Here is a 26,673-nt window from a genome sequence, read left to right as displayed (position 1 = left end):
AACTGATATTTTACAGATTTTTATGTAAGCTTACAAACAGAACATTAAAATTATGGAATTCAAAAAATCACAAAAATTATACGAAAAAGGATTGGTAAACCTAGTTGGTGCAGTAAATTCACCAGTTAGAGCTTTTTCTTCGGTAGGTGGAAACCCATTATTTATTAAAAAAGCAAAAGGAAGTAAAATTACCGATGTAGACGGTAACGAGTACATAGATTTGGTGGTTTCTTATGGTCCAATGATTTTAGGACATCGCCATAAAAAAGTACAAAAAGCAGTTACGAAAGCATTAAAAAGCGGATATTCATTCGGAGCCTCAACAGAAAATGAAATTAAACTAGCAAAAATTGTTTGTGATGCTTTTCCAGAAATGGATAAAGTCCGTTTTGTAAATTCGGGAACAGAAGCTGTAATTAGTGGTGTTCGTTTAGCAAGAGCTTACACTGGAAAAAATAAAATCATCAAGTTTTCGGGTTGTTATCATGGTCATCAAGATTCACTTTTAGTAGCAGCAGGCTCTGGTTTGGCAACTTTAAGTATTCCTGGTTCTAAAGGAGTGCCAGAAGGAGCTGTTAAAAACACCTTAATTGCTACCTATAATGACATTGAAAGTGTAAAAAAACTTTTTGAAGTTCACGATGATATTGCTGGAGCTATTATAGAGCCTATTGGCGGTAACATGGGAGTTGTAATTCCACAAAACAATTTTTTAAAAGAGTTAAAAGAGCTCTTAAAATCAAAAGGAGCATTGTTAATTGCCGATGAGGTAATGACAGGTTTTAGATCAACTTTTGGCGGAGCTCAAGAACTATTAGGAGTTACTGCAGACATTACTTGTTTAGGAAAAGTAATAGGAGGTGGTTTTCCTGTAGGAGCATATGGTGCAAGAGAAGAAATAATGCAAGAAGTAGCGCCTTTAGGTGGGATGTACCAAGCAGGTACTTTAAGTGGAAATCCTATTGCAATGGTTGGTGGAATAGCAACATTAACTACTTTAAAAAAGCAAAATCCATATCAAAAATTCGAAGAAATTGGTAGTATTTTAGAGATAATTCTATTAGAAACGGCAAAAAAATACAATGTAGATATTGTAGTTAATAGATTTGGTTCGATGATGAATCCTTTTTTTACTAACCAAGAGGTTACCAATTTTGAGCAAGCACAGACTTCCGACACAGAAAAGTTTGCAGTTTTCTTTTGGGAAATGATTCGTAATGGAGTGTTTTTACCACCCAGTCAGTTTGAGGCTTGGTTTTTAAATTCTGCCATTTCAGATAAGGATATTAAAAAAATAGCGACTGCAGTAGACAAAGCAATGTTAGCAGTATCTAACATGTAATTAGTAACCAAAAAGGTAAAAGTTAAATTACTTTTACGCCCTACTCACATACACAAAAAATGATAAAAAACGATTTATTTTTAAGAGCTTTAAAAGGAGAAACAGTAAATAGACCACCCGTTTGGATGATGCGTCAGGCAGGAAGGTATTTACCAGAATTTCAAGAAATAAAAAAAAAATACGATTTCTTTACGCGTTGCCAAACTCCAGAGCTAGCCTCAGAAATTACAGTGCAACCCATTCGAAGATACGGAATGGATGCAGCAATATTGTTTTCGGATATTTTAGTTATTCCGCAAGCTATGAATATCGAAGTTGAAATGAAACCCAATTTCGGACCATATTTACCCAACCCAATTAGAACTCAAAAAGATTTAGACCGTGTAATTGTGCCAGATGTGCACGACAGTCTTGGTTATGTAATGGAAGCTATAAAAGCGACCAAAGAAAAGCTAAATAATGAAGTTCCTCTAATCGGTTTTGCAGGTTCTCCATGGACAATACTCTGCTATTGTGTGCAAGGTCAAGGTTCTAAAAACTTCGATAAAGCCAAAGAATTGTGCTTTACAAATCCTGTTTTAGCACATGCCTTATTACAAAAAATTACAGATACCACTATTGCATATTTAAAGGCCAAAGTAGCTGCTGGTGTTAATGCGGTTCAGGTATTCGACTCTTGGGGCGGAATGCTATCTCCAGTAGATTATCAAGAATTTTCTTGGCAGTATATACAGCAAATTATCGATGCTCTAAAAGACGAAACTCCAGTTATCGCCTTTGGTAAAGGTTGTTGGTTTGCTTTAGATAAAATGGCAAAATCTGGTGCTTCTGCCTTGGGTGTAGATTGGACCTGCTCTGCCAGAAATGCTCGTTATCTTTCGGGAGGCAACATAACTTTGCAGGGTAATTTCGACCCAACAAGATTGTTTTCTCCACCATCTGAAATTAAAAAAATGGTTACTCAGATGATTCACGATTTCGGAAAAGACAAATACATCGTAAACCTTGGGCACGGTATTTTGCCAAATATACCTCTAGAAAATGCAAAGGCGTTTATAGATGCTGTAAAAGAATATAAAAGTTAGTTTTTAATTTTGGACGTTCCCTAAAAAGGTCGCGCTTTTCGCGTTATCTTTTTTTTAAAAGAAAAAAATGGATGCTGCTTCAATCGCTAACGCAAACAACGCTATATGCTTACAAATATATTATCAGGAATACAAGCTTATGCTACCGCTTTTCAGCTTTTATCAAAATTAAAGCTATGGAGGTACTTTGCTATTCCAATTGTAATTAGTCTTTTAACAGCAAGCGTTATTGTTTTTTCTGCTTACAGTTTGTCAGACATTATTGGTGCTTTCATAGCACAAATATGGGGTTGGAATTGGGGTAAAGAAGTGGTAAATACAATTGCAGCATTTGTAGGTATTGTTGTAGTAGTAGTTATTGGTTTTATTTTCTATAAACACATTGTGTTAGCTTTGTCTGCTCCGTTTATGAGTCCGGTTTCAGAAAAAATAGAAATCCATATTAATGGTAAACTAGCAGATGATTACAAAAGAAATACCTTTTTTCAATTACTGCTAAGAGGAGTAAAAATAAATCTTAGAAATTTATCAAAAGAATTACTAATTACCATTCCTATCTTATTTTTAAAATTAATACCGGGTGTAAATATATTTTCTACAATTTTGCTTTTCTTTATCCAATCTTATTATGCAGGTTTTGGAAATATAGACTATACTTTAGAAAGGCATATGGGCTACAGACAAAGTATTAATTTTGTAAAGCAGCACAAAGGAATTGCAATTGGTAACGGTATTATTTTTATACTTTTTTTGTTTTTACCAGTTTTAGGAATCATTTTAGTGTTACCCTTATCGGTAACAGCAGCTTCTATAAAAACAGTAAAAGCATTACATCATAATTTAGAGTTAAATTCGTAACTTCTTAAAATACAATTACATTGAAAGATAAATTTTTTACATATATCCAAGAACTACAAAACACTATAACAGCTAAATTAGAGGAATTAGATGGCAAAGCTACTTTTAAAGAAGACGTTTGGGAGCGTAAAGAAGGTGGTGGCGGAAAAACAAGGGTGATAGAAAATGGAGCTGTTTTTGAAAAAGGAGGTGTAAATATTTCTAAAGTTTTTGGAGAATTGCCTGAAGCATTAAGAAAGCAATTTGGTGTAAAAGAAGGTAACTTTTTTGCTTGCGGTTTAAGCTTAGTGCTACATCCAGTAAACCCTTTTGTACCAACGGTTCATGCTAATTGGAGGTATTTCGAAATGTATGATGATAAAGCTAATATTGTTACACAGTGGTTTGGTGGAGGGCAAGACTTAACCCCTTATTATTTATTTGAACAAGATGCCAAACATTTTCATACAGTTTGTAAAAACGCATGTGACAAACATCATGCAGATTTTTATCCGAAGTTTAAAAAAACATGTGATTCTTATTTTTGGAATTCACACAGAAATGAAGCCAGAGGAATTGGTGGGTTGTTTTTTGATTATTTAAAACAAGACGATCAATTTTCTATTGAACAACGTTATCAGTTTGTTACAGAAATAGGGAATAGTTTTCTAGAAAGTTATGTTCCTATTGTTAAAGAAAGAAAAGATATAACCTTTCAAAAAGAGCATAAAAATTGGCAAGAAGTTCGAAGAGGTAGGTATGTAGAATTTAATTTAGTTCATGACCGAGGAACTCTTTTCGGACTTAAAACCAACGGTAGAATAGAAAGTATTTTAATGAGTTTACCACCTACTGTTCAATGGAAATACAATCATCAACCTCCAGAAGGCTCAGAAGAAGCAAAGTTAGTAGCTGTTCTGGAAAACCCTAAAGAGTGGATTTAAATTTAATTATTCTCATTTTAATGTGTTAATTTTTAAACATTAATTAATTAAATGTTTTATTCTTGCTTTTTGTTGCGAATAATTCAATAACAAACCTTCTTTTAACTTTAATTTCGCAATATATTTTAAGGTAAAATCATCCATTTTTAGTACTTTTGCAAAAGTTAAAAAAATAACAAATGGCAAGATTCGAATTAAAGTTACCAAAAATGGGAGAAAGTGTTGCAGAAGCAACTATTACCTCTTGGTTGAAAGAAGTAGGAGATTCTGTGGAGTTGGATGAAGCTATTGTAGAAATTGCTACAGACAAGGTAGATTCAGAAGTTCCGTCTGAAGTATCGGGTAAGCTCGTAGAAATACTTTATGAAAAGGATGCAGTTGTGGCAGTTGGAGATACTATTGCTGTAATTGAGGTTGAAGGAGAAGAGGAAGTTACTGTTTCTAATAAAGTAGATAATTCCCCAAAAGAAGTTAAAGAGGTAGAAAAGACCATTGAAAAAGCAGCAGCTATAGTTGCTACACCAAGCGTAAAAAACTCTGATTCAGAAAAATTTTACTCCCCATTGGTTAGAAATATAGCTCAAGCAGAAAATATTTCTATAGAAACTTTAAATACTATTAAAGGTTCTGGAAAAGATGGTAGAGTAACTAAAGAGGATATTTTATCCTTTATAGAAAACGGAAAAAAATCTCCTGTTTCAGAAGTTACTAAAAGTAATAGTGAAGCTTCATCATCAAATACAATAACAAATTCAGCAACTAACGTTGTTCCAGTTTCAATAAACGAAGAAGATGAGGTTATAGAAATGAGTAGAATGGGCAAATTAGTTGCCAAGCATATGGTTAATTCTGTTCAAACATCTGCACATGTTCAATCTTTTATAGAAATTGATGTAACCAATATTGTAAAGTGGAGAAATAAGGTTAAAGATGTTTTTTTGAAAAGAGAAGGAGAGAAATTAACTTTTACACCTATTCTAATGCATGCAGTAGCAGCAACTATTAGAAAATATCCTTTGATAAACATATCGGTTAATGGAGACACTATTATTAAAAAGAAAAACATCAACCTTGGGATGGCTGCAGCCTTACCTGATGGTAATTTAATAGTTCCGGTAATAAAAAATGCAGACCAACTAAACTTAGTTGGAATGACAAAAGCCGTTAATGACTTAGCAAATAGAGCTAGAAACAACGCTCTGAAGCCAGATGATATACAAGATGGAACCTATACAGTAACCAATGTTGGTAGTTTTGGTTCTATAACTGGTACCCCAATTATCAATCAACCTCAAGTAGCTATTTTAGCACTAGGTGCTATTCGTAAAATGCCATCAGTAATAGAAACTCCAGAAGGAGATTTTATTGGAATTAGACAAAAAATGATGGTAGCGCACTCTTACGACCATCGTGTGGTGAACGGAGCTTTAGGTGGTATGTTTATAAAAACATTAAAAGATATTTTAGAATCTTGGGATATAAATCAAGATTTTTAAAAATCTAAAAACATAATTTTTTCAAAAAACGCTTAGTTATTCTAAGCGTTTTTTTATTTAAACAATTATATTAGCCAATATTAATAAAATTTATAAAAATGAAAAAACTATTATTACTATTCGTACTTATTTCAAGCCTAACATTAACTGCTCAAGAATCTGTTTTATTAAGATTAAATTATCAAAAAGGAGATTCTTACACAATGAATGTTGAACAATCTCAAAATATGGGAGCTCAGGGTGGCGTAAATATGAAAATTTCTATGGATATGGATGTTGTAAATGTATCTAAAGATACACTTATAGCAAATTCTAAAATAAAAACTATTGTAATGGATATGTTACAAGGTGGTATGAGTATGAGTTACGACTCTACAGTAAAAGAGGAGGATTTAGATGAGGTAGGTAAAATGATGAAAAATCAGTTTGCACCAATGATGAAAGCAACAGTTATAACAAAAACAACCACTAGAGGAGAGGTAACTAATGTTCAAGTAGAGCCTATTACACCTGGTATGGATCAATTTTTGCAACAGTCTGGCGGAATAAAGTATCCAAAAGAAAAGGTGTCTGTTGGTAGTACTTGGTCAACTGATTTAGAGCAAAATGGATTGAAAATTTCTACAATCTATAAGGTGTCTAAAATAGAAGACGGAAAATTACACTTAAATATTTCTGGAGCTGTTTCTGGCTTAGGAACTGGTAAACTTTCAGGAAACTCAATTATAGAAATAGCTACTGGAGTTCAAGAAGAGGCTACCTCAGAAATTTTGTTAGATGCTGGAGGTGTAAACATGAAAATTACCTCTAAAGTGATTACTCAGAAAAAGTAATTATTTTTCAAAGAAAATAACCAAAAAAAAATGCCTAGAAATTATTTTCTAGGCATTTTTTTAGTTTATAGATATTTAATAACTATGCTAACATTGTTACAGGGTTTTCTATAAATGTTTTTAAAGTTTGTAAAAATTGAGCTCCCACCGCACCATCAACAGTTCTGTGGTCGCAGGTTAGTGTAAGTTTCATTGTATTACCAACTACTATTTGTCCATTTTTAACTACTGGTTTCTCTACAATTGCACCTACAGATAAAATGGCAGAGTTTGGTTGGTTAATAATAGAAGTAAAATTTTCTATACCAAACATACCTAAGTTAGAAACTGTAAAAGTACTCCCTTGCATTTCTGCAGGAGCAATTTTTTTATTTCTTGCTTTACCTGCCAAATCTCTTACACTTGCACCAATTTGAGTTAAGCTTAATTGATTTGTATGTTTTATAACTGGTACAAGTAAGCCATCCTCTACTGCTACAGCAACACCAACATGAATATGAGAATGATATATGGTGTTATTGTCAGACCAAGAAGTATTAACCTGAGGATGTTTTTGCAATGCCATTGCACATGCTTTTACAACCATATCGTTAAAAGAAACTTTGGTATCTGGAATTGCATTAATCGTTTTTCTAGAAGCCATTGCATTGTCCATATCAACCTCTATGTTTAAGCTAAAGTCTGGTGCAGAGAATTTAGAATTACCCAAAGATTTTGCAATTGCTTTACGCATTTGAGAATTTTTTACTTCTTCAGATTTTTCAACGCCTGCAGCAACAGTAGCCGTTGTTTGAGGTGATGCAGCAACAGATGTTTTATGATCGGTGGCTGTTGTAGAAGCAGGAGTATAGTTCTCTACATCTTTTTTAATAATTCTACCGTTTTCACCAGAACCTTTTACTGCGGATAAATTAATTCCTTTGTCTGCAGCAATTTTTTTAGCTAATGGCGATGCAAATATACGACCGTTGGTATTGTTTTCTTGCGAAGGGGTAGAAGAGGTATTTTCTGAATTTTTTGAAATTTCAGGAGTTGTGTTCTTTTCTTCTGAAATACTACTCACTTCTTTTGTATTTGAAACTGCTCCGCCAGAAGCTACTAAAGCACTTACATCAGTACCTGCAGGACCAATAATAGTTAATAAACTATCTACAGGTGCAGTTTCTCCTTCTTGAACACCAATATATAAGACAGTACCTTCATAGAAACATTCAAATTCCATAGTGGCTTTGTCTGTTTCTATTTCTGCTAAAATATCGCCTTCTTCAACTTTATCACCTTCTTTTTTTAGCCACGTAGCAACAGTACCATCTGTCATAGTATCACTTAAGCGAGGCATAGTAATAACGTTTACACCTTCAGGAATACTAGCGGTACTTTCTGTAACATTTGAGTTTGTATCCTCAATGGTTGTAGAGCTAGTTTCTTGTTCGGCATCTTCTTTGGTTTCTCCGCTCAAAATTGCAGAGATGTCTTCACCTTCCTCACCAATAACGGCTAAAAGTTTATCTACTGGAGATGTTTCACCTTCTTTTACACCAATGTGTAATAATACACCTTCGTGAAAAGATTCAAACTCCATAGTTGCTTTATCAGTTTCTATTTCTGCTAAAATATCGCCTTCTTCAACTTTATCTCCAACATTTTTTAACCATTTTGCCACAACACCTTCTTCCATGGTATCGCTTAGTCTCGGCATATTTACAATTGTAGCCATATTTTTAACTTATAAAAGGGTAATCATCTTGTTCATATACAACATCGTACAATTGTTGCGCGTCTGGATATGGAGATTCTTCAGCGAATTTTTCACATTCAGACACCATTTTCTTCACTTCTTTATCAATTGCAGATATCTCATCTTCTGTTGCGTAATTTTTTTCAAGAATTACGTTTTTTACTTGAGTAATAGGATCTATCTTCTTGTATTCTTCTACCTCGTCTTTTGTTCTATAGTGTTGTGCATCAGACATAGAATGACCTCTATACCTATATGTTTTCATTTCTAAAAATGTAGGTCCGTCTCCACGTCTTGCTCTTTGAATTGCTTCATCTATAGCTTCAGCAACTTTTATAGGGTTCATTGCGTCTACTGGTCCGCATGGCATTTCGTATCCCAAACCAAGTTTCCAAATATCGGTATGATTAGCAGTTCTTTCTACAGAGGTTCCCATAGCATAGCCGTTATTTTCAACAATAAAAATTACGGGTAACTTCCAAAGCATTGCCATGTTAAAAGCTTCATGTAACGAACCTTGTCTAGCAGCTCCATCTCCAAAACAAGTTAAAGTTACTGCATCACTCCCTTTGTATTTGTCTGCAAAAGCAATTCCTGCACCCAACGGTATTTGCCCACCAACAATACCATGTCCTCCATAAAAACGAAATTCTTTAGAGAAAATATGCATAGAACCACCCATTCCTTTAGAAGTACCGGTAGCTTTACCATATAATTCTGCCATCACTTTTTTTGGATCTTCTCCCATACCTATTGGCTGAACATGATTTCTGTAGGCAGTAATCATTTTATCTTTAGATAAATCCATTGCATGCAATGCACCTGCTAAAATTGCTTCTTGACCATTATAAAGGTGAAGAAATCCTCTAACTTTTTGCTGAATGTAAACCGAAGCTAATTTATCTTCGAACTTACGCCAAAAAAGCATGTCTTTGTACCAATTTAGGTAGGTTTCTTTGGTGATTTTTTTCATTCTTAATGCGTATTGTTTGTTTTAGACTTTTTTACGTTATCACAATCGGGCTACAAAAATAACTGTTTTAGATGAATAAAAAAACGTGAAAAGAGTATTTAATAGAAAAAAAGTAAACTTATTTATTTATCCTTTGCTATTATTAAGGTTGCTTTTGCATCTGTGGCCAAATTCCACTCGTTGGAAGAAAGCAACATACCTGCATCATTATACACTTTAAAGGCTGCTGTGTTAGGGCCTGAGCTACCTTGGTTTAAGGCAACAAAAGAAATTTTATTTAAACCGACTTCTAGTGGTATGTTAAAGCTTTGGTAGTGTTGTTTTAAAAGTATATTAACCACTACAGGAATATTATTTACCATAATAGTTACTCGGTCTCCGTCTGGATATTGAAAGTCTCTACAAATAATATTAACACTTTTAGAATTGGTTCTAAAACTACCCAAATCTTGGTCTATTTTAGGATAAACATATCGACCATTTATTTTTTTGAAAGCTTTTAAAAACCGTGCTTCATTTATTTTTTTTTGGGTAAGAATTCCTTTGTTTTTTAACGCTTCTTCTGCTGCTTGTTCTTTTAGTTTTTCTTTTTCTTTTTCGTAAGCTTTTTTAAAGCCATTATTGTCATCTAACGTTACATTTGTTGGTTTTTCGGATGTTTTGGCATTGTCTAGTACAATAGCTTTTATTTTCCCTTTACTGTTATTGCCATTATTTTTATCTAATTGAGCAAATAAACCGTTAGAAATTAACAGTAAGAAGCCAATTATTGTAAAGGTTTTATTAAAAGTCATACTATTTATTTTTATAATACCTCAACAAATATAGTACCGTTTTTATTTGGTGTTCTTTAAAATTTGTTAAAATCTTTTATTCTACATTAAAGTCGAAATATGTTTTTGGAAAAGGTTCATTTTTTAAAGTAAAATGCCACCACTCTTTATTGTAGGGAATAAATCCATTTTTAACCATTACTGCTCTTAATAAATTTCTATTTTTTTGTTGTTTTACAGTTATTTTAGGGTAGAAAGGATGCGATTCTTCTCCAAAAAAATCATAGCTACTTCCCATATCTAACTCCTGTTTTGTATCTATATTAATAATAGTAAGATCTACTGTACTTCCTCTAGAGTGTCCAGATTTACTTGCAATATATCCTAATTTAAAGAGATTGTTTTTTTTTACTTTCGGATAATAGGATTTTTTCGCTAAGGTATCATTCAATTTTTTTGCCCAGCTTATAAAATGGTCAACAGCTTTCTGTGGTCTGTAAGCATCAAAAATTTTAATGCTCATGCCTTTTTTTAATAGTTCTTTTTGAACTTTTTTCAATCCTAAAGCGGCCTTTTTACTTATGATTAGGCAATTAGCATTGTATCCATTTACTGGTTTGCCTGTAAAGTTATTTGAAGTGAAATAGCGAAGTTCTACTACAATAGAATTATCAATATCCTGCAAGTAAACAAACTCTTTTGGTAAATTTTGTGCGGTTAATGATTGACTAAAAATTAGTATTAATATTAAAATTAAATTTTTCATATGATCAAAAATACAAAAATAGTATCTGAAATGGGCTACTCATAAATTATTGCGTAAATTTGAATAATAATTATGGAACAATTAACACTAACTACACCGGCGTTACTATTTTCAGCTATTTCTTTAATAATGTTAGCTTACACAAATAGGTTTCTTGCATATGCTGCAGTTATAAGAAATTTACATGCTATTTATTTAGAGAAACAAGACGCTACACTTTTACGCCAAATTAGAAACTTAAAATTGCGATTAAATTTAACAAGATGGATGCAGATTTTTGGTATTTCGAGTCTTCTATTATGTGTGTTTACAATGTTTTTAATTTATATAAACTTTCCAATGATAGCTATCTATAGTTTTGGGGTAGCATTAATTTTATTAATAATTTCTTTAGGTTTGTTAATTAAAGAAATACAAATTTCTGCAGAGGCACTTCAGTATCATATTTCTGATATAGAAGAGCATTTAACAAAAAGATAATTTTGTAACTATATACTCTAATATAATTACTAATCTTCCTAAACCATTCCTGATTTAGTAAGTGGTAAAGTTCTAATTCTTTTATTTGTGGCATTAAAAATAGCGTTGCAAATTGCTGGTGCAATTACAGGAACACCAGGTTCACCTACTCCAGTTGGTGGTTCTTCCATTTTATCCATTATTTTAATTTCAATATTCGGATTATCTTTCATCCTTACCATTTTATAGTCGAAGAAATTGTGTTGTTCTACAGCACCATTTTTTGTGGTTATTTCTCCAAAAAAGGTTAACGACATTCCGAAAATTGCTGCGCCTTCTAGCTGACTAGTAATGGCATCTTTATTTAATGCTAAACCACAATCTATGGTAGTCCAAATGTTTTCTATTTTCACTTTATTTTCTTTTACAGCAACTTCTACGATAGTTGCAACATAGCTGTAAAAGCTATAATGAATGGCAACACCCATTCCGTGGTTTTTTGGAAGCTTTTTGCCCCAGTCAGCCATTTTTGCAGTTGCTTTTAAAACGTCTTTTAAACGTTTAGTGTTAAAAGGAAACTTAGATTTTCCATTCACAATTCGGTTTTTACCTAACAATTCTATATGAAATTCTACCGGATCTTTTTTAACTGCATCTGCAAGTTCATCTACAAAGCAATTATTGCCAAATGCACTGTGTATATGAACTACAGAGCGCATCCATCCAATTCTTAAAGGTGCGATAGCTTTTACATTTTCTAGCCTAAAATTAGTAAGTTGATAGGGATTATTTGTAAAACCTTGATTTAATTCGAAACCAGATGCATAGTCGGAGTATGGCTTAAAAGAAGATACAATAGAAGGAAAGCCTACTCTTTGAAGCCAACCAGTAACTTTATTTTCATTAGAAATACTAGCTTTTATATATTGCGCACTTGTGGCATGGTAAAAACTGTGTTTAATATCGTCTTCTCTAGACCAAACAACTTGAACAGGTGCTTTTATTTTTTTTGAAATTGCAACTGCCTCGACAACAAAGTCAGATTTTGATTTTCGTCCAAATCCACCTCCTAGAAAAGTAATATGAATGGTAATGTTTTCTATTGGAATTTTAAAAAAATGAGACAATTCATTTCTTGCTGTTTGTGGGTCTTGTACAGGTGCCCAAACTTCAATTGTTTGCTCTTTAAACCAAGCTGTGGCGTTCGGAACTTCCATTGGTGCATGAACTAAAAAAGGAACGCTGTAGCTAGCTTCAATAATTTTATCAGACTCACCAAATGCGTTGCGAACATTACCATAACTTCCAGGAACTACTTTACCAGATGTAAGCACCCTTTTTTGTAATTCATCGATGTATTCTTCTGAGTCGAACTCTTTACTTCTTTCTGTTTTCCAATCAATTTTTAAAGATTCTTTTCCTTGAAAAGCAGCCCAAGTGTTATTAGCAACTACGGCTACACCACCTAGCATCCCAAAAAATTTACCTAAAGGTGGAGTTAATCTTTTTAGCTCAAAAACGTCAACGACATCTTTTGTGTTTTCAGTTGCTGTTTTATCGAAGTTCATAACGCTAGCAAAAGTTACAGGAGGCCTTGCAATTGCAGCAAATTTCATGTTTGGCAAGCGAATATCTATTCCGTACTTAGCAGTTCCGTTAGTAAAATCATGTATATCTATACTGGTAAGTTTTTTACCTATAAATTTGAAATCTGAGGTGTTTTTTAAAGTAATTTTATCGGATGCAGGTAATGGAATCTTTGATGCATCAGCTACTAAATCACCATAAAAAAAGCGTTCTTTTGTATTTGTATTTATTATAAAATGATTTTCTGCTATACAGGTATTTACAGGAACACTCCATTTTTTTGCCGCAGCAGTTATCAGCATCATTTTTGCAGCTGCACCAATTTTACGCATTGGTGTTAGTAGCGTTCTTACACTTCTAGAGCCATCAGTATTTTGATTGCCATATTTTTCATGTCCAATTGCTTGTTTTACAGAAATATATTGCCAGTCTGCTTCTAATTCATCTGCTATGGCAGATGCCAATGAAGTTCTTATTCCTTGTCCCATTTCCGATCGAGAGGCAATAATTGTAGTATTTCCATCTTTTTGAATGTGTAAAAAAAGATTTGGAGAAAATGAATTATTATTAGATACGGGTTTAAATTTTTTATCGGTATCGGTAATGTTACAGCCAATAATAATTCCGCCTGATGCTAATCCTAAAAGTTTTACAAAATTTCTTCTATCTATTTTTTGAAGTGATTTCATGGTGTATCTTTTTTAGGTTCAGCTACCATTTTTATCGCTTTTTTTATTCGAGAATATGTTCCACATCTACAAATATTAGCACTCATTACATCATCAATATCTTCATCAGAAGGATTTTTTATATTGTTTAAAAGTGAGGTAGCTGCTATTAATTGGCCAGATTGGCAAAAGCCACATTGCGGTACATTGGCTTCTTGCCAAGCTTTTCGTAACAATTCTAGATTGTCTAGAGTTCCCTCAATGGTAATAATTTCTTTTTCAGAGGCAAAAGAGGTAGTTACACTACAAGATTTAGATAATTTGCCATCTATTAAAACCGAGCATGCTCCACATTGCCCAACACCACAACCAAACTTTGTACCTGTTAAGCCAATAATGTCTCTTATAGTCCATAATAATGGCATTTCTGATGCTGCTTGAACAGTGTAAGTTTTACCATTAATTTTTAAAATTGTATTCAAATGAAGTCCTTTTTTTAAAATTCTGAAGTTACGAATAAAATGATTTTTAAAAAAGTTTTTATTTTTAATTAAAACAATTTAAAAATTGGCAAACGTAAATAGGCCGGTTCGTAGTAGGGAGTTTTTTTGTAGACGAAATCTAATTGTGCTCTTGCATTTTTTGCAAACTCAGCATCTGTAGCAATTTTATTTTCTAGTTCTTTTTTTACTTCTGGATTTTCTTTTAAAAACTGAGCAGCAATATCTTCAAAGACATAGGCAGAATAACCTTCTTTTTTTTGTAAAATCGTATCAAAAAAATTCCAATTAAAAAAGGAGTCTGTAGCCGCCGCCTCTAATGTTTCTATGAGATATCTCACTCCACTCTGTTTGGTAGGTATGTAAAGATCTCCAGCTCTAAAAGTTACTTCTTCTTTTGTAGAAGAAACATGAGTATTGTAGTGCAAATAATGCCCTTCATACGCTTCTTTTCTGGTCTTATATTCTGTAATATGCTGAACATCTACTACAAAAGTGGTGTCTTTTTTAAAACGATTAAATACTATGTTGTTATTTTTAAGTCTGCTAATTACTTTGTGCCAGCCTTGTTGTAAAATATATGCTTTTGGTATTTTTATTCTAATATCTTCTTTAAAATTATTAAAGTAGTTTGTTTCTTTAACAAAAGGCTTATCTCTATTGTAAAAAAGCCGTTTTCCGGTGGTTACTTCACTTTGTATATAGCTTGCTTCATAACCTTTAAACTGAAGTTTTGTTGGTGAATCCCTGTTTATTTTGTAGCTAATTGGATACTCTTTTTTTGCAAGTAGTTCTTGAGTTGCATTTTTACGTAATCTTTTTATTTCTTCCCTATTATTTTCTGCAAAGTCGAAAGTCGAAAACATTAGTTCGTAAGTTTGTTCAACTCTTATTTTGTATGGTTTCAACATATGTGTTTCTACCATTAAACCTAAGGTATTAAATAACGTGGTATAGCCTGTGGAATATCTTGGAGAGTCGAAAAACTGAGAGAATCCGTGTTCTGGTGTGTTGCCCCAAACATTAACGTAAGGCGTAATTGGAATATTTTTTCTAGCCAGCAATTTTTCTATTTCAGGGCGCATTTTTGTTTCTAGGAAATTTCCTAAGTTACCGCCAAGTTTATTATGTTGAGTAAATAGATGTGTTATAGCATACTGATAATCTGCCCCATTACTTACATGATTATCAATAAAAACATCTGGAGAAACAGTGTGAAAAATTTCTGCAAAAGCTGCTGCATTTTTGGTGTCCTGTTTTATAAAATCTCTATTTAAATCATAATTTCTACCATTTCCTCTAAACCCATATTCCTTAGGGCCGTTTTGATTGGCTCTAGTAAATGAATTTCTATTAAGTGCTCCACCAACATTGTAAACAGGAATAATTGCTATTAATGAGTTTTTGTATTTTTCTTGTAGGGTATCATTTTCTACAATATCTCTTAATAGCATCATAGAAGCATCAATACCGTCTGACTCTCCTGGATGAATGCCGTTGTTTATTAAAATTTTATTTTTGGTACTATTGGTAATTTCCGAAACATTATAAATTCCTTCTCTGTTGTAAACTGCCAAATGAAGAGGTTTTCCAGCATCTGTTTGTCCGAATGTAAATAAAGAAATTTGAGAATGTTTTTTTGCAAGTGCCTCGTAAAAGCTAATTATTTCGTCGTACTCTGGCGTTTCTTTACCTTCAGATTTTTCAAATTTTGTAATAAAATCTTCTTTGTCTTTAGATGATTTTTTACATGAAAAAGAAATTAGCAGTAAGCTTATAAGTATAATTTTTTTCATCATTTTTTATTTTATTCTTACCGTTTGTGGTACAAGTTTGGTGTAATCGCCATTATTTCTAATAACATCTCTAACAATAGAAGATGAAATGTAAGAGGTGCTTGCTGCTGTTAATAGAAAAACAGTTTCTATTGAAGCTAAATCTCTGTTGGTATGCGCTATGGCTTTTTCAAACTCAAAATCTGCAGGATTTCTAAGACCTCTTAAAATAAAACTGACATTATTTTCTTTACAAAAATGAACTGTTAGTCCTTTGTAGGTAACTACTTTTATTTTTGGATTATCTTTAAAACAGTTTTCTATGAACTCTTTGCGTTCCTCTAGAGAGAACATATATTTTTTATCAGCATTGATACCTATGGCAATAATTAATTCATCAAAAAGTGTAACACCTCTTTCTATAATGTCTAAATGGCCTAATGTTAATGGGTCAAAAGAGCCCGGAAAAATTGCACGTTTCATAGTAGTAAATTTATGTGTTTAGCAGTGCTTCTTCTATTGCATTTTCAAATAGATTTTCTAAAGAAATACCAGCGGCAGCTGCTTGTTGCGGTAAAATACTTTTTTCTGTTAAGCCTGGAACTGTGTTCATTTCAATAAAATGAGGTTCGTTGTTCATAAAAATATATTCAGATCTCGAAAAACCAGCCATATTTAAAATGGTATAAACTTTTTTGGCAGTTTCAATTACCTTTTTTTCTAGTTCCTTAGAAATTCTTGCAGGAGTTATTTCTTTAGATTTTCCTTCGTATTTGGCTTCATAATCAAAAAAATCATTTTCAGAAACAATTTCTGTTATAGGTAAAACGGTAGTTTTACCTTTGTATTGAATAACACCTACAGATACCTCTGTACCATCTAAAAAAGATTCAATTAAAATTTCTGAGTCTTCTTTGTATGCAATTTCAATTGCAGGTAAAATATCTTCTTTGGTATGTGCTTTGGAAATTCCAAAACTAGAGCCTGCTCCATTTGGTTTTACAAAGCAAGGAAGACCCACTTTTTTAACAATAGCATTTACGTCTATAGCGTCTCCTTTGTTAAGATAAATTGAAGTAGCTGTTTTTATACCATACGCTTTTACAACACTTAAAGTATCTCTTTTATTAAAAGTTAATGCCATTTGATAAAAAGGTGCAGATGTATGTTTGATACCAATTAGTCTAAAATAGCCTAACAATTCTCCATTTTCTCCTGGTGATCCATGAATGGCATTAAAAACACAATCAAAATTAATTTTTTGAGAGTTAATGATGGCAGAAAAATCATTTTTATCGATATTAAACTCGTTATCTTTATCATCTAAAACCACCCATTTTTCTTTTAAAATATGTACTTTGTATGGGTTGTATTTTTTTTTATTAATATGTTTATAAACTACATCTCCACTTTTTATAGAGATGTGTTTTTCGGATGAGTAACCACCCATTACAATGGCAATGTTTTTTTTCATTGAAGTAAAAATAATAAAACAAATTTATCAAAATATAAATAGAAACTGCAACGTTTAGTTTTTATATATTTGTAGCACAAAAAAAAGGGGATGAGTTTCATAAAGTTTTTAAAAAGTAGAACGTTTTTTATTCAGGTTGCCATTGCAGTTTTTGGATTATTATTAATTGTTTTTGCCTTAAAATATTGGCTTGGCATTGTAACAAATCACAATCAAAAAATACAGGTTCCAGATTTACAAAAGCGAACAATTACCGAAGTAGAAGAAATATTGAACAATTTAGATTTGTCTTATAAAATTATAGACAGTGCTAGTTATAACCCTTCTTATCCAAAGAAATCTGTCATAGAGCAAACGCCTTCTGCTGGCGATTTTGTAAAGGAAAAAAGAAAAATATATTTAACTTTAAATCCTTCGAAATACAGAGATGTAACAATAGTTAGTTTAGATGGTAAGACAAAAAGGCAAGCTACTTCTCAATTAAGAGCCATGGGGTTAAATGTAGGCGTAAACCCAACCTATGTTAGCGATATAGGTAAAGATGTCGTTAGAGGTTTGCGTTACAAGAACAAAATTTTAAATAGTGGAGATAAAGTGCCATTAAATTCTATAGTAGAGTTAGTTTTAGGCGATGGAAATGGTCGTTAAACACATTATTTTCAGTACATTAAAAATAATTTAGTAACTACCAATCACTTTATAATTAGCTTATTTTAAAGAATAGTAACCATAGTTTTAATAGTTAGCAGTTTGCAAGAAGAACAACATCAATATTTGGAAAAAGAGGAATTGTATGAGCATTACAATTTTGTAGCAACCGCAGGACAGGAGCCTTTGCGTGTAGATAAATTTTTAATGAATTTTATAGAAAATGCTACCAGAAGCAAATTGCAACAGGCTGCAAAAGCTGGTAATGTTTTGGTTAATGATGTTGCTGTAAAATCGAATCATAAGGTAAAGCCAAATGATGTTGTTCGGGTGGTATTGTCGTATCCACCTGCAGAAAATTTATTGGTTGCTGAAAATATACCATTAGATATTGTTTTTGAAGATGAAACTCTAATTGTAGTAAATAAACCTGCTGGTATGGTGGTTCATCCTGGTCATGGAAATTATTCGGGAACATTAGTAAATGGGTTAATTTATCATATAGAAAACTTACCTTCTAATTCAAATGAAAGGCCAGGTTTGGTTCATAGAATAGATAAAGATACCAGTGGCTTACTCGTAGTGGCAAAGACAGAATTTGCAATGGCTCATTTATCTAAACAATTTTTCGATAGAACAACCGAACGTTTATATTACGCTCTGGTTTGGGGAAATGTAGAAGATGACGAGGGCACTATTGAAGGTAACATTGGTAGAAGTTTAAAAAACAGGCTGCAAATGGCAGTTTTTCCTGATGGAGATTTTGGAAAACATGCTATAACACATTACAAAGTTTTAGAGCGCTTAACATATGTTACGTTGGTACAATGTAAATTAGAAACTGGAAGAACACATCAAATAAGAGCTCACTTTAAGCATATCGGACATACACTTTTTAATGATGAGCGATATGGTGGAAATGATATTTTAAAAGGAACTACCTTTACAAAGTACAAACAGTTTGTTCATAACTGTTTTAAAGTTTTACCAAGACAAGCTTTGCATGCCAAGACCCTAGGTTTTACGCATCCAATAACAGGAGAGTTTATGAAGTTTGACTCTAATGTTCCGGAAGATATTACAGATTGTATAGAGAAATGGCGAACATATTCTGAGAACTCTAAAAATATAACACCCGAAGATTAGCTCTTTAGCAACAGCTACTTTCTGGGTTACAAGATCTAGAAATACTTATTTCTAAATCTTTCGAAAAAAAATGTTTTTTTCGGACAATAGCATAAGCTATTTACTAGCTGAACTAGAACTATCGATAAAACTTTTATTCATTTTTTAGCTTTTGTAACACAAAAATGAGGAGCTACTAACGTTTTGTTTGAAAGCTCAAAAAGTAATTTACTTTGACTGAGACTGGTGTTTTTTACAATAGATTTTAGATAATTTTTAAAGTTCTAGGTAGAAAACATCATTCGGCCTTGTTTCTGTATCTGAAATTGGAAAATCGAAATCAGCAATTTTTTTAAATCCTGCTTTTTTGTAAAAATCGATAGCTCTGTAATTTTTTATCCACACGTACAACCAAATTCCCTTTTGTTGTTGCTCTTTAATAAGTTGTAAATTGTGTAAAAACAATTCTTTACCTAATCCTGTTCCGTAAAAGTCCTCTAATAGATAAAGACGTTCCATTTTTGTAACTGCGGTTTCTGTAATATTACTGTTTGAACAATTGGTAATTATTTTAGAAAAACCAGCTAGTACGTTGTCTTTAAAAAGAAGGTTGTATTGATAGTTTTTATTTGAAATTTCTTCGATTAAAGTGTTTTCATTAAAACTATTTGCAAGATAAGCTTCCATTATTTTTTTGGGTATAGCTTTTTGATGGGGAACAAAAAACGCTTTCTTACCAACTTCTGCCAGTGCTTTTACATCTTTAATGGTTGCTTTAACAATTGTATGCATCGTTACGTCTATTAAATATATTATAGTAGTACAAAAGTAAATATTGTTGTGCTAATTAATACTATTTGATTGTAATTAATAAACCAAAAAAACCTCTTTGTTTAAACAAAGAGGCTTGGTAATAATTCTATTTTAATTCTACTTTTTTTAAGCCTTTAAAATTACTTTATTAGCTCGTAAGAACGTTTTATAAAATTTGTTAGCTCTTCACCATGTAATAGATTTTGAGATAATTTTGCCAAATCAAAAGCTTGAGAAATCAAACCTTTTTGCTTTTCTTCATCTGCAGCTAAAATCTCAGAAACTAAGGCACTGTTGGTGTTTACAACTAAGTTGTACATGTCTGGGAAATTACCCATTCCCATCATTCCGCCACCTCCAGAAGCTTGCATTTCTTTCATTCTACGCATAAATTCTGGTACTGTAATAATAAATGGAGAAGAAGCAGAATCCATAGCTTCTAATTGTACAGTGTACGATTTAGAGTTTACAGCATTTTCTATTATAGGCTTTAGCTTTTCTTTTTCTTCGTCAGATAATTTAGAAATTACATTTTCTTCTTTCTTTATTAAATTATCAACATGGTCTGCATCTACTCTAGTAAATTTAACCTTTGCATCTCCACCTTCTAGCTTTTGCATTAAATGCGATACTATTGGAGAGTCTAAAATTAATACTTCATAGCCTTTAGCTGTTGCTTCTTGTATGTAGCTATGTTGAGCATCTTTATTGGCTGCATATAAAATTACATGATTACCGTCTTTATCGGTTTGAGTATCTTTTGTTTTTTCTAATAACTCATCAAAAGTTAAAAAGGTATCTGCTACAGTTGGATACAATGCAAATTTCTTTGCTTTGTCAAAAAACTTGTCTTCCGACAACATACCGTATTCGATAATTACTTTTATGTCATTCCATTTTTTCTCAAAGTCTGCTCTATCTTTTTTAAACAAAGAAGTTAATTTGTCTGCGACTTTTTTAGTGATGTAACCAGAAATTTTCTTTACAGCGCCATCTGCTTGTAAATAAGAACGAGAAACGTTCAGTGGAATGTCTGGAGAGTCGATAACACCTTTTAACATTTGTAAAAAGTCGGGTACAATTCCTTCTACATTGTCGGTAACAAAAACTTGATTTTGGTACAACTGAATTTTATCCTTTTGCATATCCATAGACGGACTTAGCTTAGGGAAAAATAAAATTCCAGTTAAGTTAAAAGGATAATCTACATTTAAGTGTATATGAAATAAAGATTCTTCGAATTGCATAGGATACAATTCTCTGTAGAAATTTTCATAATCCTCATCGTTTAAATCTGCGGGAGCTTTCGTCCATGCTGGCGATGTGTTGTTAATTATTTTATCAACTGTAATTTGTTTATGAGGTTCTGTGGTTTCTTTACCATCTTTATCTTTAGTAGTTTTTGGGGTAAAGTTAGGATCGTTTATTTGTTTCGTACCGAATTTAATTGGCACTTGATTAAAACGATTGTACTTGTTTAACAAACCTTCAATTTTACTTTCTTCTAAAAAGTCTAAAGAGTCTTCGGCTATGTGTAAAATTATTTCTGTTCCTCTGTCAGATTTATCATGAGCCACCAAAGTGTATTCTGGAGAACCATCACAAGTCCAATGAGCAGCAGGCTCATCTTTAAAAGATTTGGTAATAATTTCTACCTTATGGGCTACCATAAAAGCAGAGTAAAAACCAAGACCGAAGTGTCCAATTATTCCTGCTTCATTGTCTTTATATTTATCTAAAAACTCTTCAGCACCCGAAAATGCAATTTGGTTAATGTATTTTTCAACCTCATCTGCGGTCATTCCAATTCCTTGGTCTTTAATAGTAATTGTTTTAGCATCTTTGTTTATGCTTACCTCAATTTTAGCATCTCCAAGTTCTGTTTTAGCCTCACCAATAGAAATTAGGTGTTTTAATTTAGAAGTAGCATCTGTTCCGTTAGAAATTAATTCACGTAAAAAGATTTCGTGATCTGAGTATAAGAACTTCTTAATAAGCGGAAAAATATTTTCTACCGATACATTAATGTTTCCTTTTGCCATAATTTAAAGTATGTTTTTTAGATTATTTTTATTTAGCTTACTGTATAAATACAATACAGCAAAAAATAGTTGTTTATGGTTTGGGTTATGTCAAAAAAAATACCAAACCCAAAATTATGACAAGATGACATATAGTGTAAGATTCAGTTAAGCTTGTTTAATTTTTTACTTATGATGATTTAAAATTATTGATATATGCTTCAATTTTTGGCATATTTTCGATAATTTTCGTAACCATTGTAAACTGATTAATTGCTCTATCTAAATTATGATTTCTGTAAGTTGTTTTAAAATACATATCATTATTAAGATAGTCTGTAAGAAAGCGGAGTCCAATTATAAAGGTCATGGTTTTGATGCTGGCAGGAAGTAATGCTATTTCTTTTTTTGAAATAGCATTTTTTAAACTACTTAAAAATCCAGATGTATAATTTTTAAAATTCTCCATATCAAAAGAAACTTTGCTTAGTTCTTTTTCATCTTCTGTTGCGGTGGCACAAATTGTTCTTAAAGCATCGCCGTAATCGTAATGGATTATTCCTTTCATTACTGTATCTAAATCAATTAAGCAAAGAGCTTTCTCGTTTTTGGTAAATAAAATATTCGAAATTTTAGTATCGTTGTGGGTTACCCTAATAGGAATTTCTTTGTTTAGTAGTGCCTTGTCTAAAACTTGCATTTCATGTTGATGATTATTTATAAAAAGCATCCATTTTTTTGCATATTTTAACCTAGTATTAGATGCATTACGAACAGCAATTTCGTATTCTTTTAAACGATAATCCATTCGATGAAAATTAGGTAAAGTTGTTACTAATGTATCATTAAAATTTGCTGTATTATGTAAAAATTTACCTGTAATTTTGCCGGCTTCAAAAGCTAATTTTTTATGTTTTATTGTTAAGAAGGTTTTTGTATTTTCTATGTAAAGGCATAAGTTCCAAAACATATAATCTTCATCAATAAAATAAGGATTGTTGTTTTTTGTATAGACAAATTCTAACGTTTTTACCTTTTTTTGATTTAAAAGAAAATTGCAAACTTTTACTTTGTTTAAAATAACATTTTTAGCATCCTTAAAAACAGTTCCGTTTATTTTTTGTAAAACATAATAAGGTTTCTTGTCTGTAACAATTAGGTAAGTGTCATTTATATGGCCGCTATTAAATATTGAATAGTCTAAAAATTTATTTGAAGTTTTAAAATTCGAAAATATGTTTTCTAGTGTATCTTTTAGCTCCATAATTTCTGAGGATAATTCCCTTCTTCTTTCATTTTTTTGATACCGAGTACTACTTTTTCTTTGTCATTTTTATAGGTTACTCCCATCCAAATAGCAGTAGTTTTTATTACATTTACCGTAGCTTTTTTAGATTCAAGTAGATTGTTAACAACTGAGGGAAGGTAAAATTCTGCTTCATTATTATTGCTGTTTTTTTCTAAAAAAGTATAAAACTGATGTTCAATTTCCGAAAATATTTTAGGTGTAAACCCCCAAAAATTCATAGAAACAATGGTGTTTTTGTTTAAAGGAATTTCCTTATTATTTTCATTATAAACTATTTCTCTTTGTGTTTTAACAATTGCTTTTCTTTCATGTATTTGCACCAATTCTTTTTTATTATTTACAATGCATTCTCCTCTAGATACACTTCCATTATCAGATAAAGTGTTTTTTACAAGATAGCCAATCATAGAAAATTTATAAGAGTTTACAGGTTGATTTTTTAAAAAGGAATACATTTTTTTAAAAGCTTCCTTTCCATAAAAATCATCAGCATTTATAACACAAAAATTATTATCAACTTCTTTTTTAGCTGTTAAAAGTGCATGTGCAGTTCCCCAAGGTTTTGTTCTTTTAATTGGTAAAAATTTTTTAGGTATGTTATTTGTTTCTTGACATACAAAAGAAACGGCAATTTTATTTTGTAGTCTCGGAATGTAAATTTCTTTAATTTGTTGGCTAAATTCTTTCTGAATAACGAATACTACTTTTTCAAAACCTACTTGTATTGCATCGAAGATAGCGAAATCTATAATAGTCTCATTATTTTCAGAAATAGCATCTAGTTGCTTTAATCCACCGTATCTGCTACCTAAACCTGCTGCTAATATTACGAGAGTCATTGTTATTAAATATTTCTAAGCATTTCTGTTTTATGGTAGTTTTTCCAAGTTCCGCCAGTAAAATCTGGTATTTTTACTGAGCTACTATTTTGGGCCACCGAAAGTTCAGAGAGTGGTGTAATAGAACTCCAAAGAACACTATCATACACGTTAATATCTAGCGGTAATCCTTCATTTAAACATTTTATTAATCTGTAAATCATTACAAAATCCATGCCTCCATGTCCTACAGAATTATCATCTATTTGGGTTTTAAGTTTGCTCCATAACGGATGATTGTATTTTTCTCTATACGCATTATAACTCTCAGTATCTAACCATTTATGGCCCCACCAAGCAAGTTCTTCTTCATTAATATATAGCTTAGAAGGGTAACCTTCATGAACAGCTTTGGTGCCAACAAGTGTATTTAGTCTGTCATAAGGTCTGCCTGTATGCACATCAAATTGCAACATAATGGTTTTACCGAGTTTTGTTTTTATCATGGTGGTGTTTATATCGCCACATTTTACTTCACTAAATTTGTTAATTCCTGCTTTTTTAGCGGCATCGCTTAAACTTTTTTCTCTAGAACTCATAGAAACTAAATGGTCGTAAGTATCACCTCTACCAATATCCATATATTGGCTAATTGGGCCTAAACCATGAGTGGTATAAAAGTTGCCATCTTTTTTTAGGTGATGTTTTATTCTCCATTGATTTTCGTAATATGTTTCATCTAAAAGATGTTTTCTTAAATCGTGAATGTATGCACCTTCCGCGTGAGTTAAGTCGCCAAAAACACCATTATTAACCATATTTAAAACCCAAAGTTCTTCGTTATTGAAACAACAATTTTCCATCATCATGCAATGTTTTTGAGTTCTTTCGGCAGTTTCAATTAGTTTCCAGCAATCTTTTAAAGTGGTTCCGATAGGTACTTCTGTGGCAACATGTTTGCCTTTTTCCATACCGTATAGCGCCATAGGAGTGTGTAATTCCCAAGGGGTGGCAATTATTACAAGGTCTATATCATCTCTATCAACCATTTTTTTCCACGCATTTGGTTCACCATAGTATGCAACTGCAGTAGTATTATGTTTATTTTTTAAATGGTCATTTAAAATTGAAGTTTTCTCTTTTTTTAAATCTGATATGGCAACAATTTTAGCTTTATTATTTTTTAGTAGCCAATCAAACATTTGTAGTAAAGTTTGCCCTCTATTTCCAGCGCCAATAATACCTACTCTAACAGTATCAATTTTTGGAGCTTTTAGGCCAAAAGCGGTTCCTTTAGCCTTTTTATTTAAAAGTGTTTCTGTTTTTTCTAAGGTTTCATCTTTACATGAAATAGTAGAGGTTAGCCCTAAAAATAAAGCTGCTTTTGTAGATAAGGTAAGAAAATTTTTTCTGTTCATTTCGATTGATTTATGATGATAAAATTCTTGTCTAATTGTAAAGATATAAATAAATTAGTATGTTTGATAGATCTAATTTATAGATAAAATAAAAAAAAGCACTCAATACTATGTATAATTCAAAAATAATTGGTTTAGGATACTATGTACCTGAAAATGTTGTAACTAACAACGATTTAAAAGAGTTTATGGATACCTCAGACGAATGGATTCAGGAGCGAACAGGTATTAAAGAAAGACGATGGATTGATACCAGTACAGAAGATACAACTGCAGTAATGGGAGCAAAAGCAGCAAGAATTGCAATTGATAGAGCAGGAATTTCAAAAGATGATATCGACTTTATTGTCTTTGCAACCTTAAGTCCAGATATGTATTTTCCTGGAGGAGGAGTACAAGTGCAAGATATTTTAGAAATGCCAACCATTGGAGCGTTAGATGTTAGAAACCAGTGTTCTGGATTTATTTATGCAATGTCTGTGGCAGATCAATTTATTAAAACTGGTATGTATAAAAATATTCTTGTTATCGGTTCAGAAAATCATTCTGGTGGTTTAGAGAAATCTACAAGAGGAAGAAATGTATCTGTTATTTTTGGCGACGGAGCTGGAGCGGCAGTATTGTCTCGTTGTTCAGACGAGGAGAAGGCTGCTGGAAAAGGAATTTTGTCTTCTCATTTACATTCAGAAGGAAAACATGCAAAAGAATTGGCTCTAGAAGGGCCTTCTACAAAGCGATGGGTGCCAGAAATAATTGCGGCAAATAATCCAGATGATGTTTCCTATTATCCTTACATGAACGGTCAGTTTGTTTTTAAACATGCGGTCGGACGTTTTTCTGAGGCTATAATAGAAGGATTACAAGCAAATAACTTAAAAAAAGAAGCGATTGATATGTTAATTCCTCATCAAGCAAATTTAAGAATAGCGCAATTTATTCAAAAAAAGTTTCAGTTATCTGATGATAAAGTTCATAATAATATACATAAATATGGAAATACCACAGCAGCATCTGTAATTATTGCACTAACAGAAGCTTGGGAACTAGGGAAAATTAAAGATAACGATTTGGTTGTTCTAGCGGCATTCGGAAGTGGTTTTACGTGGGGATCTGTAATAATTAGATGGTAACTATTTCTGTTTTTTAAAAGGTAACTTTCATTTACTTATAGGTTATTTTATTAAAAGAAGTGTTTTCACTAAAGTATTGTTAATTATTTATTTAAGTAGATTTTTTGTTTATTAATTTTATATGTTTGTTAAACATAAAAT

At 31.9% G+C, this 26,673-nt stretch carries 24 protein-coding genes; 10 read left to right on the top strand and 14 right to left on the bottom strand.

From position 1 onward, the window contains the following. The first annotated feature begins 52 nt into the window (after positions 1-52). From hemL to WHD54_RS03275, 6 genes are all read left to right on the top strand, one after another. Positions 53-1,342 carry a glutamate-1-semialdehyde 2,1-aminomutase gene (gene hemL / locus WHD54_RS03300; RefSeq protein ID WP_088323231.1) on the top strand — a complete coding sequence of 430 codons (1,290 nt, stop codon included), beginning with the start codon at positions 53-55 and terminating at the stop codon, positions 1,340-1,342. A 59-nt stretch (positions 1,343-1,401) separates the two neighbouring features. Then, on the top strand, positions 1,402-2,427 hold the full coding sequence (gene hemE, locus WHD54_RS03295; RefSeq protein WP_088323230.1) for a uroporphyrinogen decarboxylase: 1,026 nt from the start codon (positions 1,402-1,404) through the stop codon (positions 2,425-2,427). A 105-nt stretch (positions 2,428-2,532) separates the two neighbouring features. Continuing rightward, complete coding sequence (locus tag WHD54_RS03290; protein ID WP_088323229.1) at positions 2,533-3,285, top strand: EI24 domain-containing protein; 753 nt, start codon at positions 2,533-2,535, stop codon at positions 3,283-3,285. Positions 3,286-3,305: 20 nt separating this feature from the next. Continuing rightward, the gene (gene hemF, locus WHD54_RS03285; protein WP_088323228.1) at positions 3,306-4,208 is read left to right on the top strand and encodes an oxygen-dependent coproporphyrinogen oxidase; all 903 of its coding nucleotides are present in this window, start codon (positions 3,306-3,308) and stop codon (positions 4,206-4,208) included. A 179-nt stretch (positions 4,209-4,387) separates the two neighbouring features. Next, positions 4,388-5,704 (top strand): dihydrolipoamide acetyltransferase family protein, encoded by a 1,317-nt coding sequence (locus tag WHD54_RS03280; RefSeq protein WP_088323227.1) that lies wholly within the window; start codon positions 4,388-4,390, stop codon positions 5,702-5,704. A 98-nt stretch (positions 5,705-5,802) separates the two neighbouring features. After that, on the top strand, positions 5,803-6,537 hold the full coding sequence (locus WHD54_RS03275; protein WP_088323226.1) for a hypothetical protein: 735 nt from the start codon (positions 5,803-5,805) through the stop codon (positions 6,535-6,537). An 82-nt stretch (positions 6,538-6,619) separates the two neighbouring features. Here WHD54_RS03275 and WHD54_RS03270 read toward each other — a convergent pair whose 3' ends face one another. From WHD54_RS03270 to WHD54_RS03255, 4 genes are all read right to left on the bottom strand, one after another. Then, positions 6,620-8,254: a pyruvate dehydrogenase complex dihydrolipoamide acetyltransferase gene (locus tag WHD54_RS03270; protein ID WP_088323225.1), complete on the bottom strand. Its 1,635-nt coding sequence runs from the start codon at positions 8,252-8,254 to the stop codon at positions 6,620-6,622. Positions 8,255-8,258: 4 nt separating this feature from the next. After that, positions 8,259-9,248, bottom strand: a complete 990-nt coding sequence (pdhA, locus tag WHD54_RS03265) for a pyruvate dehydrogenase (acetyl-transferring) E1 component subunit alpha (RefSeq protein WP_088323224.1) — start codon at positions 9,246-9,248, stop codon at positions 8,259-8,261. Positions 9,249-9,370: 122 nt separating this feature from the next. After that, entirely contained in the window at positions 9,371-10,042 is a 672-nt protein-coding gene (locus WHD54_RS03260) for a hypothetical protein (protein WP_088323223.1), read from the bottom strand. A 76-nt stretch (positions 10,043-10,118) separates the two neighbouring features. Then, positions 10,119-10,787 carry a M15 family metallopeptidase gene (locus WHD54_RS03255; RefSeq protein ID WP_088323222.1) on the bottom strand — a complete coding sequence of 223 codons (669 nt, stop codon included), beginning with the start codon at positions 10,785-10,787 and terminating at the stop codon, positions 10,119-10,121. Positions 10,788-10,859: 72 nt separating this feature from the next. Between WHD54_RS03255 and WHD54_RS03250 the strand changes: the two genes are divergently transcribed. Beyond that, on the top strand, positions 10,860-11,267 hold the full coding sequence (locus WHD54_RS03250) for a DUF2721 domain-containing protein (RefSeq protein ID WP_088323221.1): 408 nt from the start codon (positions 10,860-10,862) through the stop codon (positions 11,265-11,267). A 38-nt stretch (positions 11,268-11,305) separates the two neighbouring features. On the opposite strand, the gene WHD54_RS03245 is transcribed toward WHD54_RS03250, so the two are convergent. The 5 genes from WHD54_RS03245 to WHD54_RS03225 form a co-directional block, all read right to left on the bottom strand. After that, positions 11,306-13,522: a xanthine dehydrogenase family protein molybdopterin-binding subunit gene (locus WHD54_RS03245; protein ID WP_088323220.1), complete on the bottom strand. Its 2,217-nt coding sequence runs from the start codon at positions 13,520-13,522 to the stop codon at positions 11,306-11,308. Further along, the gene (locus WHD54_RS03240; protein WP_088323219.1) at positions 13,519-13,983 is read right to left on the bottom strand and encodes a (2Fe-2S)-binding protein; all 465 of its coding nucleotides are present in this window, start codon (positions 13,981-13,983) and stop codon (positions 13,519-13,521) included. Before WHD54_RS03240 ends, WHD54_RS03245 begins: the two co-directional genes overlap by 4 nt. A 68-nt stretch (positions 13,984-14,051) precedes the next feature. Next, a complete protein-coding gene (locus WHD54_RS03235) occupies positions 14,052-15,797 on the bottom strand; it encodes a M14 family metallopeptidase (protein ID WP_088323218.1) in 1,746 nt (581 codons plus the stop codon). Positions 15,798-15,803: 6 nt separating this feature from the next. Next, positions 15,804-16,259 (bottom strand): pantetheine-phosphate adenylyltransferase, encoded by a 456-nt coding sequence (gene coaD / locus WHD54_RS03230; protein WP_088323217.1) that lies wholly within the window; start codon positions 16,257-16,259, stop codon positions 15,804-15,806. Positions 16,260-16,269: 10 nt separating this feature from the next. Beyond that, entirely contained in the window at positions 16,270-17,250 is a 981-nt protein-coding gene (locus WHD54_RS03225) for a D-alanine--D-alanine ligase (protein WP_088323216.1), read from the bottom strand. Between the two features lie 90 nt (positions 17,251-17,340). Between WHD54_RS03225 and WHD54_RS03220 the strand changes: the two genes are divergently transcribed. Then, positions 17,341-17,898: a PASTA domain-containing protein gene (locus tag WHD54_RS03220; RefSeq protein ID WP_088323215.1), complete on the top strand. Its 558-nt coding sequence runs from the start codon at positions 17,341-17,343 to the stop codon at positions 17,896-17,898. Positions 17,899-18,000: 102 nt separating this feature from the next. After that, on the top strand, positions 18,001-19,044 hold the full coding sequence (locus WHD54_RS03215; protein ID WP_088323214.1) for an RluA family pseudouridine synthase: 1,044 nt from the start codon (positions 18,001-18,003) through the stop codon (positions 19,042-19,044). A gap of 255 nt (positions 19,045-19,299) precedes the next feature. On the opposite strand, the gene WHD54_RS03210 is transcribed toward WHD54_RS03215, so the two are convergent. The 5 genes from WHD54_RS03210 to WHD54_RS03190 all read right to left on the bottom strand — a co-directional run bounded on the left by WHD54_RS03210 (position 19,300) and on the right by WHD54_RS03190 (position 25,402). Then, positions 19,300-19,815: a GNAT family N-acetyltransferase gene (locus WHD54_RS03210; protein ID WP_088323213.1), complete on the bottom strand. Its 516-nt coding sequence runs from the start codon at positions 19,813-19,815 to the stop codon at positions 19,300-19,302. A gap of 161 nt (positions 19,816-19,976) precedes the next feature. Further along, positions 19,977-21,878 (bottom strand): molecular chaperone HtpG, encoded by a 1,902-nt coding sequence (gene htpG / locus WHD54_RS03205; RefSeq protein ID WP_088323212.1) that lies wholly within the window; start codon positions 21,876-21,878, stop codon positions 19,977-19,979. A gap of 169 nt (positions 21,879-22,047) precedes the next feature. Then, positions 22,048-23,121, bottom strand: coding sequence for an aminoglycoside phosphotransferase family protein (locus WHD54_RS03200; protein WP_088323211.1), 1,074 nt, complete (start codon positions 23,119-23,121; stop codon positions 22,048-22,050). Then, positions 23,112-24,005 (bottom strand): nucleotidyltransferase family protein, encoded by an 894-nt coding sequence (locus tag WHD54_RS03195; RefSeq protein ID WP_088323210.1) that lies wholly within the window; start codon positions 24,003-24,005, stop codon positions 23,112-23,114. The genes WHD54_RS03200 and WHD54_RS03195 overlap by 10 nt, the downstream gene beginning before the upstream one ends. Before the next feature lie 5 nt (positions 24,006-24,010). Then, positions 24,011-25,402 (bottom strand): Gfo/Idh/MocA family protein, encoded by a 1,392-nt coding sequence (locus tag WHD54_RS03190; protein ID WP_088323209.1) that lies wholly within the window; start codon positions 25,400-25,402, stop codon positions 24,011-24,013. Positions 25,403-25,512: 110 nt separating this feature from the next. Here WHD54_RS03190 and WHD54_RS03185 point away from each other — a divergent pair, with 110 nt between their 5' ends. After that, positions 25,513-26,532, top strand: a complete 1,020-nt coding sequence (locus WHD54_RS03185) for a 3-oxoacyl-ACP synthase III family protein (RefSeq protein WP_088323208.1) — start codon at positions 25,513-25,515, stop codon at positions 26,530-26,532. The last annotated feature ends 141 nt before the right edge of the window (positions 26,533-26,673 follow it).

The organism is Polaribacter tangerinus (assembly GCF_038024095.1).
GTDB classification, from domain to species: Bacteria; Bacteroidota; Bacteroidia; order Flavobacteriales; family Flavobacteriaceae; genus Polaribacter; species Polaribacter tangerinus.
Note: the sequence above shows the minus strand (reverse complement) of the source record. Positions and strands in the feature narration are given on the sequence as shown.